This window comes from Streptomyces sp. NPDC014764, assembly GCF_043082785.1.
Lineage (GTDB): Bacteria > Actinomycetota > Actinomycetes > Streptomycetales > Streptomycetaceae > Streptomyces > Streptomyces althioticus.
Map to the genome: position 1 here is coordinate 1,047,177 of NZ_JBIBXY010000001.1, position 12,160 is coordinate 1,059,336.

Here is a 12,160-nt window from a genome sequence, read left to right on the forward strand (position 1 = left end):
TTCGATTCCCGCCACGGCCTCAAGCGAAAGGGCGAGGTGCTTCGACAGCGCCCCGCCTTTTCGGCGTGCGCGTCAGAAACAGCCCGCCCCCGTCGGGGCGACGCGCCTCAGAGAACCCCGCCCGCCTCGTCCTGGAAGAGGCGGGTCCAGTAGTGCCAGTCCGTGTCCGGGGTCGTGCCCGTCGGGTCGACCGAGGCGAGGACCTGGATCATCGTCAGGGCGAGCTGGTCGTAGGCGTCGCTCGTGAGCGCGTGGCCGGAGTCCTCGTCGAGGGAGCGCTCCCGGTGCAGGAGCCAGAGGGTGAACGCCAGCGTGGAGATGTCCGTGTTCAGCGGGCGCAGCGCCCCGTCCGACTCGCTCCAGCTCAGCACCGCCCCCGTCGCCCCGTCGACGACCAGGCCGTGGTCGTCGATCAGGTGCCCGACGCGTATCAGCCGGTCGGCGTGGGCCGGAAGGAGGCCGGGCGGGAAGCCGCAGCCGTCGTCGGCCGTGTACTCCGTGAGCGTGCGCAGCGGCTGGTCCGTGTCCAGGGAGAACAGGAAGCCGTCCTCGGGCAGGCCCGTCTCGCGCAGGAAGCGGCGGGTCGGCTCGTGCGTGAGCGTCGCGGGGAAGTCGACCTCCTCGAAGCGGACCACGCCGCCCCGGCCGAACTCGTCGTCCAGCAGGCGCAGGGGGAGGTCAAGGGCGAGTCCCGAGGCCGTGCCGGGGCCCGCGACCAGGGCGAGGGGGCGGATCAGCGCTGCCATCCGCCAGAAAGGCGCGGGCTCGCCGTCCGCGCCCTCCTCGAACACCGCGAGCAGCTGCCGCGAGGCCTCCGCGACCGCCTTGGTGCCGTACCGGCCGGCGTAGGCGGCGAACTGGCTGCGCAGTCCGGCCAGTTCGTCCGTGGCCGCGGCGAAGCGCACGAACGTCGGCAGCGACGGGGCCAGCGGACGGCAGTCCAGGAGGTCGGGCCGGTCATGGACGTACGCGCTGGAGACCTCGCCGGTGGCGCCGTCGAGCAGCAGGGACTCCGGCTCCAGGCCCGCCGGGGCGGCGAACGCGCCGATGACGAGCCGGTCGCGCAGCGCGGGCGACAGCCGGTCGGCGGCGCCCGTCACCTCGGCGACCGTGGGCAGGCCGCCGGGGCGGGCCGGCTCCGTGAAACGGAACAGGCCGTTGTCGCACGGCAGTCCGGGCCCGGTCAGCCAGCTCCGCGTCGACGCGTGCGTGACCTGGGGACCGAGGTCGTCCTCGGTGAGTGTGATCGCCCTCGCGACAACGGTGTCGGTCGTGCTCATGATTCCCCCGCGATACGTGTGCTCGGTCCCGGGCCCGCGAACGTCCCGCCCCGGGCAGGACGGCCCGCGCCCTGCCGGACCCACGGCCGTCCCCCACTGCTCCGAAGAGTACGCGGCACCACTGACAACGCATCGGAAACGGGGAGCGCGGCCGGCGCCCTGTCCCTCAAGACGCACGGGAGGCCCCGAGCGTTGCCCCGAGAGGCCGATCGGCCCGGGGAATCGCTCAGTTACCGGTCACCACGGCGGCCTGCGGACGGATCGGCAGCCGGTTCACCGGACGCCCGGTGGCGGCGCGCACGGCGGAGGCGATCGCGGCCGGCGAGGTCACCACCGGCACCGCGCTGACCGCCTTGGCGCCGAACGGGGCGACCACGTCCCGCTCCTCGACCAGCTTGACGATCCGGATGTCGGGCGCGTCCAGCGCGGTCGGCAGGGCGTACCCGGTGAGGTCGGGGTGGCGGATCAGACCGCGCGGGGTGCGCAGGTTCTCGGTGAGCGCGGCGCCCAGGCCCTGGGTCACGCCCGCCTCGATCCGCGCGGCGAGCTGCGCCGGGTTGAGCACCCGGCCCACGTCCTGTGCGACGGCCAGCTCCACGACCCGGACCGAGCCCAGCTCGATGTCGACGTCCACGACGGCGCGGATCGCGCAGAAGGAGATGCCGACGAAGGCGTCGCCCTGTCCCGCGTCGTCCAGCGGCTCGGTGGGGTGCGGCCGGCACTGCGCGGTCGCCCACAGCTCCTTGCCGTCCATGGCCTCGGTGACGGTCGTGGACAGCACGCCGTCGTACGAGGTGATCTTGCCGTCGGTGATCTGGAGCAGCTCGGTGGACATGCCGAACTTGTGCGCCAGCGGCTGGAGGAGCTGGGTGCGGACCATCTTGGCCGCGCGCTCCACCGCCCCGCCCGACACCCAGGTGTGGCGTCCGCGGCAGCCCGGCCCGGCCGGGGGCTGGTCGGTGTCGACGGGCACCACGTGCACCTCGTCGACGCCGAGGGTCTCCTGGACGATCTGCCGGGCCAGCGTGGAGAAGCCCTGCCCGGTCTCGACGGCCGCGCACAGCACGGTCGCCACGCCGTTCTGGACGCGCACGGTGGCCGTGGACACCTCGTCGGCGCCCTCCGCGCCGAGCATGTGCACCATGCCCAGGCCGTAGCCCACGCCCCGGCGCACCGCGCCCGGCTCGCCCGCGCCCTCGGGTCCTCCGGGCAGCAGCCACTCGTCCTCGGGGGTGTCCTTGGGCAGCGGCGGCAGCGGGAAGTCCCGCACGGCCTCCAGCAGTTCGGCGACGGGGGCGGGGCAGGTGACGGTCTGGCCGGTGGGCAGCACGTCGCCGGTGGCCATCACGTTCCGCAGCCGCACCTCGGCCGGGTCCAGGCCGAGCTTCTTGGCCAGCTTGTCCATCTGCGCCTCGTACGCGGCGCACACCTGCATCGCGCCCTCGCCGCGCACATGGCCGGAGGGCGGGTTGTTGGTGCGCACCGCCCAGCCCTCGATGAAGGCGTTGGGCACGACGTACGGGCCGCAGGCGAAGGCGACGGCGGCGGCCAGGGCCTCGGAGGAGGTGCCGGCGTAGGCGCCCGCGTCGAGCAGGATCTGCGCCTCGACCTTGACCAGCTTGCCCTCGGCGTCGGCGTGGTGGCGGTAGCGCAGCAGCGTGGGGTGGCGGTGGGTGTGGCCGAGGAAGGACTCCTCGCGGGTGGCGGCGAGCTTCACCGGGCAGCCGGTCTTCAGCGCGAGCAGCCCGAGGGGCAGCTGGAAGCTCTGGTCCTCGCGGTCGGCGGTGGCGCCGGGCACGCCCGTGACGACGATCTTGACCTGGTCCTGCTGGAGACCGAACGCGGCGGCGGCGGTGTCCCGGTCGCCGTGCGGGTCGGTGGACGCCAGGTACAGCTCGACCCCGCCGTCCGGGCGGGGCACGGCGAGTCCGGCCTCTGCCCCTATGGGGGCGGGGTCCTGGCGGCCGATGCGGTACAGCCCTTCGACGACGACCTCGCCGGCCGCGTCCGCGTCGCCGTGGCGCAGCGGGATGTGCCGGACCAGATTGCCGTCGGGGTGCAGGGGTTCGGCCTCGAAGGCCTGTTCGGGGTCGGTCACCGGGTCGAGCACCTCGTACTCGACGATGACCGCGGCGGCGGCCATGCGCGCGGTGTCGGGGTGGTCGGCTGCGACGGCGGCCAGCGGCTCGCCGTGGTGGCGTACGACCTCGGAGGCGAAGACCGGGCGGTCGGCCGTGCCGCGGCCGAGCACGGAGGCGCCGGGGACGTCCTCGTGGGTGACGACCGCGCGGACGCCGGGCATCTCGCGCGCGTGCGTGGTGTCGATCGACTTGATGCGCGCGTGCGGGTGCGGGGAACGCAGCACGGCGGCCCACAGCAGGCCCTCGGCCCACAGGTCGGCGGCGTACGGGAAGGTGCCCTCGGTCTTGGCGCGCGCGTCGGCGGCCGGGAGGGAGGCGCCGAGTCCGCGTCGCGGGGCGGCCTCCTCCTCGGGGGCCGCCTCGGCGGTCTGCACGGTGGCTGCTTCGTTGCTCACGCCTGGCCTCCGTCCTGGCCGTGGGGCTGGTCCTGCGGTGCGACGCCGAACGCCGAGGGGTTGACCCCGCCGGCGCCGGGGCCCGCCTGGTGCGGGATGCGGGGGGCGCCGTCGCCGTCGTCCGCGGCGGCCTCGGCCTCGGCGTGCGCCTCGCGTTCGGCGACGACCTCCTGCACGGCGTCGACCACGCCCCGGTAGCCGGAGCAGCGGCACAGGTTGCCGCACAGGGCCTGGCGGGTCTCCAGCTCGGTCGGGGCCGGGTTGCCCTCCAGCAGGTCGTGCACGGTCATCGCCATGCCGGGCACGCAGAAGCCGCACTGCACGGCGCCGCAGCGGGCGAGGGCGCGCTGCACGTCCGAGGGGCGGCCGTCCTGGGCCAGTCCTTCGACGGTGCGGACCTCGCTGCCGGCCGCGGTGACGGCGGGGACCAGGCAGGACGCGACGAGCCGGCCGTCGACCTGGACGTTGCAGGCGCCGCACTCGCCCTGCGAGCAGCCGTCCTTGGCGCCGGCCAGGCCGAGCCGCTCGCGCAGCACGTAGAGCAGGGACTCGCCGATCCACGCGTCGGTGACGGGCCGGTCGGTGCCGTTGACGCGGAGGACGTAGGAGGCGAGGGGGTGGTCGTCGTGCGGGGCCACGAGGACGTCGGCGACGGGGGCGTCCGGTTCGTCGGAGGCCTCCGGGGCGCCCGGACCGTCCGCGACGTCGGGGGCGTCGGGGGCGCCGTCGTCCTCGGCGGGTGCCGGGGCCTGCGAGGGCCCCTCGGAGGCCTCGGCGGCCTCCTGCGCGTCCGCGGCGCGGTCGCCGTCGTCCTCGGACGCGCCGGAGGGGGGCTCCTCGGCGTCCTGGGGGGCCTGCGGGTGCTCGTGGCCTCCGGCGTCTCCGGCGTCGCCGTCGGCGCCCTCCTCGGACTGCCACGGCTGCTCCGGGTGCTCCTCGGCGGGCAGCGGCCGGGACGCCTGCGGGACGTCGTGCGCGGAGGCGTCCTCGGCAGGGCGCGGCTGCGGCTGCTCCTGGGAGGCGCCGGGCGCGCCCGGGTACGAGGGCTGCGAGCCGTGCTGCCGGGCGGCGGGGTCCTGCGTCTCCGGGGCGGGCCCGTGCTCGCCGCCCCGGTCCTCGTAGGCGCCGGGCCGAGGCGCGTACGCACCGCCCTGCTGGTCGTGGTCCTGCGGCACGCCGGGGACGCCGGGGCCCCACGGCGTGCCGATGGACTGGGACTCGGCCCAGGGGGCGGCGGCCCCGCCCGGCAAGGTCGCCGGAGGGGTGTTCCCCCACTGCTCGACCAAGGAGGACGTGGTGAACTCGCCGGACTCGTCCGGCAGGTCGCCGCCCGCCACGGGGATCGACCACTGCCCGGTGACGTCCTGCCCCGGCGCCTGACCGTGACCCTGGTGCTGCGCCGCGGGGTCGTGGCCCTGCGCGTGGTGCTGCCCCTGCCCCTGCGCGTGGTGCTGCCCCTGCGCGTCGGGGTCGTAGGCCCACTGCCCGCTCGCGCCGGGGTCGTAGCCGTACGGGGCCCCCGCCGTCGCGTCGGGCTCCGCGGACGCCGGGTCGTGCCACTGGGCCCCGTCGACGGGGGCGCCGGGCGCGGCCCAGCTGCCGGTGGCCGACGGGTCGGTACCCGCGGTGGTGGCCGGCGTGACCGTGATCTGCGGCGGGACGTAGCCGTGGCCGGGGGCGGCCAGCGGGCTCTCCATGGCGTCCAGCAGGGCGTCGATGCCGCCCTCCGGGAGGTTCACGAAGGCCGTGGCACCGTCGTCGTAGTCGCCCTGCGGCAGCGGGTCCCACCGGCTGCCGCCCGGAGGCGTGCCGCCCTGTCCGTGCTGGTCGTCGGTCACGACAACGCCCTCCCCAGTGCTCGTCGGGCCAGCGCGGCGACGGTGCGCCGCAGGTGGAGTACCGCGGGCGGCAGCGGCGGAACGGTGCCGTCCTCGCCGGGCGCGGCGTCAGGGATGCAGGCCGCGGCGACGTACTCCCCGAACGCGCTGAGCGCCTCGGGCACGATCGCGCGGTTGTTGTCCCAGTCGATGAGCTGCGCGACCCACTGCTCGGCCTCCAGGGGCCGCAGCGGCATCGGCGCTATGGCGCCCACCGCGCAGCGCACCCCGCGCCGGGCGGGGTCGAGCACGAGGGCGACGGAGGCGACCGCGCGGCCGGGGCCGGTGCGGCCGGTCGCCTTCAGGAAGACCTGGGGGGCGTGCAGCAGCGGCACGCGCACGTAGCCGATCAGCTCGCCGGGGCGCAGCACGTCCATGCCGGCCAGCAGGTGCGACACCGGGGCCTCTCGGCGGGCGCCGCCCGGCCCGGCGACGATCAGCGTCGCCTCCAGGGCGGCCAGCACGGGCAGGGCGTCCCCGGTGGGGGCGGCGGAGGCGATGTTGCCGCCGAGGGTGCCGGCGTTGCGGATGTGCGGGGGTCCGGCGGCCCGCGCGGCGGCGGCGAGCGCCGGGATGAGCGCGGCGAAGTCCGGGCGCCCCATGCGCGCGTGCGTGAGTCCGGCGCCGAGGAGCGCGTGTCCGTCCAGGTACTGCCAGCCGCGGATCTCGCTGATCTTGCCGAGGCCGACCAGCGCAGCGGGCCTGAGCTGCCCGGAGTTGACGGCGGCCATCAAATCGGTACCGCCCGCGACGGGCACGGCGGCGGGCATGGCGGTAAGCGCCGCCACGGCCTCGTCCAGCGTCGTGGGCAGCGTCACGGCCTGCGCCGCCTGCGGTGCGTGCGTGCTCAAAACCGGCTGCCCCTTCCCGCTGCCCCACCTGGTCCCACCCGTGCGCCGTACGGTACGTGCTGACAGGGCGGACGTGGCAACTCTGGCACATCTTGGCAGGTGCCGAAGACGGGGGTCCGCTAGGAGGCATTCGCCCCGCTGGGCCCGGACCTGGCCGATTCCGTCCCCGAATCGCCCCGGCACCGCGGAATCACAGCCTTCGGAAGCCCTTGTTCCGTTATGACCCGGCCTGTTCGGCCCGCAGCGAACGCGCGAGGCGCGGGTCGTGCCCCGGGGCTGAGGAGCACCGGGGGACGACCCGCGACGCGACTACAGGGCGGGCGGCGGCCCGTCGATCGGGCGGCCCAGGACGCCCGGGCGGCGCTGCCACGGGCGGGGACCGCCGGGCGGCCGGTAGGCGACGCCGAGGGCGTCCAGGCGCCGGTAGTGCTCGGTCATCCGCCGCTCGAAGCCGGGGAAGTCCCGGTCGGCGGGGGCGGGCAGCTCGCTCCAGGCGACCTCGGCCAGCGCGGCGAGCCGGGGGAACGTCTGGTAGTCGACGCGCCCCTGGTCCTCCATCACCTCGGTCCACACGTTGGCCTGCGTGCCCAGCACCCGCTCCCGCTCCTCCGGCGTCAGCTCCGCCGGGACCGGGTCGAACCGGTAGACGTCCTCCAGGGTGCGCACGTACCCGATCGGCACCGGCTCGTCGGGGCCCGCGTCCTGCCGGTGGTCCAGGTAGACCTGCTGTTCGGGGCACATCACCACGTCGTGGCCCGCGCGGGCGGCGGTGACGCCGCCCGCGTAGCCGCGCCACGACGACACGGCGGCGCCCGGCGCGAGTCCGCCCTGGAGGATCTCGTCCCAGCCGATGAGCCGCCGCCCGCGGTCGGCCAGCCAGCGGTCGAAGTGGCCGATGAACCAGGACTGCAGGGCGTCCTCGTCCGCGAGCCCGAGTTTCGCGGCCTGTTCCCGCGCCGTCCTCGACTCCCGCCACTGGTCCTTGACGCATTCGTCGCCGCCGATGTGCACGAACGGCGAGAACGGCCCGGCGTCGGCGGGGAACACTTCCAGAAGTTCCTCCAGCACCCCTTCGTAGAAGCGCAGGGTGTCCTCGGTGGGGGCGAGGACGTTCGGATTGATGCCCCAGGTGTCCCAGACGGTCAGCGCGGCGGTGTCGACGACATCGGAGTTGCCGAGTTCCGGATAGGCGGCGATGGCGGCCTGCGAGTGCCCGGGCACGTCGATTTCGGGGACCACGCCGATATGCCGCTCGGCGGCGTAGGCCACGATCTCGCGGAGGTCGTCCTGGGTGTAGAAGCCGCCGTGCGGCCGGTCGTCCCACAGCGGCGAGGCCCGGTGGCCGATTTTCGTGCGGGCACGCCAGGATCCGACCTCGGTGAGCCGCGGATACCGCTTGATCTCGACGCGCCAGCCCTGGTCGTCCGTCAGGTGCAGATGCAGCACGTTGAGTTTGTGCGCGGACATCAGATCGAGATAGCGCAGCACCCCTTCCTTCGGCATGAAGTGGCGTGCCACGTCCAGCATCAGACCGCGCCAGCGGAAGCGGGGCGCGTCCTCGACGGTCACGTGCGGCACGGCCCACACCCGGTCGCGGCGGACCGGCGCCCTGCGGAACGCGTCGGCGCCGAGGAGCTGGCGCAGGGTCTGCGCGCCGTGCAGCACACCGGCCGCGTCGCCGCCCTCGACGAGCACACCCGCAGGGCCGCTGACGAGCCGGTACGCCTCCGGGCCGAGGTCCGCGGCGAGGGAGAGCCGGACGCCGTCACGCGCCTCCGCGGGCTCCCGCGCCTGCGTCCAGGGCAGTCCGGTGGCGGCCCGCAGCACACCCCCGAGCCACCGCGCCACACCTTCCGTACCGGCATCGGCGTACAGCCCGGAAGCCTCCGTCAGACGGGTCTCCCCGGTACCGGCGACGACGCCCCGGGGCGCCGGAATCAGTGAAGTCGGCATCACGTCAGTCCTTTACCGCGCCGCCCAGTCCGGAGACCAGACGCCGCTGTACGAGTACGAAGAAGACCAGCACGGGAATCGTCATCACGGTGGACGCCGCCATGACCCCGCCCCAGTCGGGGTCGTCGGGTTTGTAGAACACCAGCAGCGCCATCGGCAGGGTCGACTGGGAGATGTCGCTGATGATGAACGACTTGGCGAACAGGAAGTCGTTCCAGGCGGAGATGAACGAGAACACACTGGTGGCCACGAGCCCCGGCAGGACGAGCGGGAAAAGGATCTGCCAAAGGAACCGGGTACGGCTCGCGCCGTCCATGTACGCGGCCTCCTCCAGCGCCTCGGGAACGCCCTTCACGAACCCCCTGAGCATCCAGATCGCGAACGGCAGCGAGAAGGCGATGTGCGGCAGGATCAGCGACCACAGCGTGTTCAGCTGACCGAGATCCCGCATCACGAAGAACAGGGGGATCGTCAACGCTTCCACGGGCACCATCTGAGCGACCAGAAACATGATCAGCAGCGTGGTCCGCAAACGGAACCGGAATCGTGTCACGGCTGTCGCGGCGAGGAACGCGATGAACGCGGAGGCGATCACCACAGCGACCGCGACGACGACGCTGTTGAGGAAGTAGCGGCCGAAATCCTCCTGCCCGAACACCCGCCGGAACGAGTCCAGCGTCGGCGCCAGCGTCCACGGCCGCGGCTCGGTCGACCGGATCTCACCGGCCGGCTTGAAGGCGCTCAGCACCATCCAGTACAGGGGGAAGGCCACCACGGCGGCCACCACCAGGGCGGTCGCCTCGGCCGCCGTCCGGCCCGGGCGCCGGGTGAACCGGCCCAGAAGATTCACCCGGGATTCCACATCCTGCCTCACGGGACTCACAGTTCCTCCCCCTGGCGGCGCAGCAGCCGCAGGTACACCAGCGTCACGGCGAGCAGGATCAGCAGCATCACCACGCCGATGGCGGCGCCCAGGCTGTACTGCGAGGAGGCGAACGCCTTCTGGTAGGCGTACACGTTGAGCACCAGGTTCTGTCCCGCGATGCCCCCGCCGCCCGTCATGACGTAGATCTGCGTGAAGACCTTGAAGTCCCAGATGACCGACTGGATGGTGACGACGACCAGGATCGGGCGGAGCATCGGCGCGAGCACCGACCGCCAGATCCGCCACTGCGAGGCCCCGTCCAGCGCGGCCGCCTCCAGCACCTCGGCGGGCACGGCGCGGATGCCGGCGTAGACCGTGACCATCACGAACGGGAAGGAGCACCACACCACTTCGAGCAGCACCAGGAAGAACGCGCTGAACCGCCCGTACGTCCAGGAGTGGTCACCGAGCCCCAGCACCCGGTTGACGGGACCGAAGTCGGCGTCGAACAGGAACAGCCACACCGTGGACCCGGTGATCGCGGGCGTGGCCCAGGCGCCCAGCGCTGCCAGCATCAAGGCCAGGCGGGGCACCGCCCGTACCCGGGTGAGCAGCACGGCGAGCGCGCACCCCACGGCCAGCGTGGAGACGACACAGGCCGCCGCGAACACCACGGTGGCCAGCAGCACCTCCCAGAACTGCCCGTCCGAGAACAGCCGGGAGTAGTTCCCGAACCCCTCGAAGGTCGTCGGCTCCCCACCGCTGACCTGAGCCTGGGTGTAGTGGAAGACCGAAATCAGCCCGAGCTGGTAAATGGGATAGGCAAGCAGCCCCCCAAGAACCACCAACGCCGGCGCGAGATACAACCAAGGCGTGCGCGAACGCCCCGCTCGGGGGCGCGGGGAGCTGCGCGAGGGACCCCCACGCACCGGAACCCGCGCACGCTCGAGCACCCCCGCCCCAGTAGGCACCGTCATCCGACGGACCCGAACGCGTCGTTCATCTTCCTGGCAGCATCCGCCGAGGCGGAGTTCACATCCTTCTTGCCGGAGACGACCTCCTGGAACATCGTCGGCAGCACCGCACCCGCGTCGATCTGCGCCCACGCCGGCGAAGCGGGCACGAACTTCGTGTCAGCCGCGAGCGTCTCGACGAACGGCTTCACGAAGGCCTCCTTCGCGGCCACCTGCTGCCGCACGTCGGAGAACGTCGGCAGGAACCCCATCGCCTCGAACAGCTCCCCCTGTGCCTCCTTGGAGGCGAGCCGCTTCATCAGGTCGACGGCGAGGGTGCGGTGGGTGGTGGACTTCAGTACGCCCAGGTTGTTGCCGCCGGCGAACGCGGGGGCGATCGACCCGGCCTTCAGGCCCGGCAGCGGCACGACCGCGTATCGGCCCTTGACCTTGCCGGCCTCGACGGCGGCATGGCTGAAGTCGCCGCCGATCGCCATGGCCGCCTTGCCCGCGGCGAACGCGGTGATCGTGTCGTTGCCGGTCATCGCGGCGCACTTCGCGGCGGGGCAGTTGTCGTCGCCGAACAGCGAGGTGTACGCCTCGATGCCCTTGCGCGCGGCAGCGCTGTCGATCGCGGAGGCGTACGAACCGCCCTTGCCGGTGGCGAGTTCGCCGCCGTGGGCCCAGATGAAGGGCATCGCGCCGTAGGTGTAGGCGCCGCCGACGGCGAGCCCGTACAGCTCGGGCTTCGCGGCGCGGATCTCCTTCGCCGTGGCGATCAGTTCGGCCTGTGTCCTCGGGACGTCGAGGCCGAGTTCCTCGAAGACGTCGGTGCGGTAGTACAGCGCGCGGACTCCGACGAAGTAGGGCACGCCGTAGACCTTGCCGCCGACGGTGACGGACTGGCGGGCGGTGGGATCGGTGTCCTTGGCCTCGTCCCAGGCGCCGAAGTCCTCGGTGACGTCGGCGAGTCCGCCGTCCTTCACGTAGCCGGCGGTGTCGGTGTTGCCGTACTCGATGAGGTCCGGCGCGGACTTCGGGTCGTTGAAGGCGGCCTTGATGCGTTGGGCGCGGGTCTCGACGGGTATGTACTCGACGGTGACCTCGGCGCCCTCGTGCTCCTTCTCGAACTCGGCGAGGACGGAGTCGACGACCTGTTCCTTGGGCTGGTTGTTGACCTCCTGGAAGAGCCAGACGCGCAGGGTGCCGGTCTTCTCGTCCTTGTCGGAGGAGGAGTTGCCGGAAGTCTGGGGGGCGCAGGCGGCGGTGGCGAGGACGGCCGCGACGGCGACCATGCGGACGGACAGCTTCATGGAGTGCTCCTCCGAGCGCGTTGCAACATATGCAATGGCGGTTTCGCTGTGCACAACACACGGAGGCTAAGGACTGGGTGAACCACGCCACAAGAGGTCTCAACCACTCTGTGACCGGCCGACGCACCCTGCGCAACGGGAAAGCAGCAAAAAGGCCCCCGGGGGCGCGCAAAGCGCACCCACGGGGGCCTTCGGAGGACTCGGACCGGCGCCGGGAAGGGGAGGTAGGTGAGGTGAGGGGACTACTTGTCGCCCTTGCCCTTGCCCTTGTCGTCGCCGCCTTCACTCATGGACTCGTAGATCTCCTTGCACATGGGGCAGACCGGGTACTTCTTCGGGTCCCGGCCGGGCACCCACACCTTGCCGCACAGCGCCACGACGGGCGTACCGTCGAGGGCGCTCGCCATGATCTTGTCCTTCTGGACGTAGTGGGCGAAGCGCTCGTGGTCACCGTCGCCGTGGGAGGTCTGCGGCGTCGGCTCGACGAGGGTCCCCGTACCAGTCCCGCGCTCGGGCTCAAGAGTGCTCATGC

General features: G+C 73.1%; 9 protein-coding genes. All 9 read right to left on the reverse strand.

What is annotated here, in order from left to right; genetic code table 11:
* Window positions 1-107: 107 nt before the first annotated feature.
* Entirely contained in the window at window positions 108-1,280 is a 1,173-nt protein-coding gene (locus tag ACF1AG_RS04770) for an SUKH-4 family immunity protein (protein WP_391809314.1), read from the reverse strand.
* Window positions 1,281-1,506: 226 nt separating this feature from the next.
* Entirely contained in the window at window positions 1,507-3,816 is a 2,310-nt protein-coding gene (locus ACF1AG_RS04775; RefSeq protein ID WP_359605194.1) for a molybdopterin cofactor-binding domain-containing protein, read from the reverse strand.
* A complete protein-coding gene (locus tag ACF1AG_RS04780) occupies window positions 3,813-5,654 on the reverse strand; it encodes a 2Fe-2S iron-sulfur cluster-binding protein (protein WP_391809315.1) in 1,842 nt (613 codons plus the stop codon). Before ACF1AG_RS04780 ends, ACF1AG_RS04775 begins: the two co-directional genes overlap by 4 nt.
* On the reverse strand, window positions 5,651-6,544 hold the full coding sequence (locus ACF1AG_RS04785; RefSeq protein ID WP_359608137.1) for an FAD binding domain-containing protein: 894 nt from the start codon (window positions 6,542-6,544) through the stop codon (window positions 5,651-5,653). The genes ACF1AG_RS04780 and ACF1AG_RS04785 overlap by 4 nt, the downstream gene beginning before the upstream one ends.
* A gap of 309 nt (window positions 6,545-6,853) precedes the next feature.
* Window positions 6,854-8,497, reverse strand: a complete 1,644-nt coding sequence (locus ACF1AG_RS04790; RefSeq protein ID WP_391809316.1) for a beta-N-acetylhexosaminidase — start codon at window positions 8,495-8,497, stop codon at window positions 6,854-6,856.
* A 4-nt stretch (window positions 8,498-8,501) separates the two neighbouring features.
* Entirely contained in the window at window positions 8,502-9,347 is an 846-nt protein-coding gene (locus ACF1AG_RS04795) for a carbohydrate ABC transporter permease (protein WP_387794252.1), read from the reverse strand.
* Window positions 9,348-9,376: 29 nt separating this feature from the next.
* The gene (locus ACF1AG_RS04800; protein ID WP_359607496.1) at window positions 9,377-10,339 is read right to left on the reverse strand and encodes a sugar ABC transporter permease; all 963 of its coding nucleotides are present in this window, start codon (window positions 10,337-10,339) and stop codon (window positions 9,377-9,379) included.
* Entirely contained in the window at window positions 10,336-11,628 is a 1,293-nt protein-coding gene (locus ACF1AG_RS04805; protein WP_387794249.1) for an extracellular solute-binding protein, read from the reverse strand. The genes ACF1AG_RS04800 and ACF1AG_RS04805 overlap by 4 nt, the downstream gene beginning before the upstream one ends.
* 242 nt (window positions 11,629-11,870) lie before the next feature.
* Window positions 11,871-12,158, reverse strand: coding sequence for a DUF3039 domain-containing protein (locus tag ACF1AG_RS04810; RefSeq protein WP_033277520.1), 288 nt, complete (start codon window positions 12,156-12,158; stop codon window positions 11,871-11,873).
* Between the last annotated feature and the right edge of the window lie 2 nt (window positions 12,159-12,160).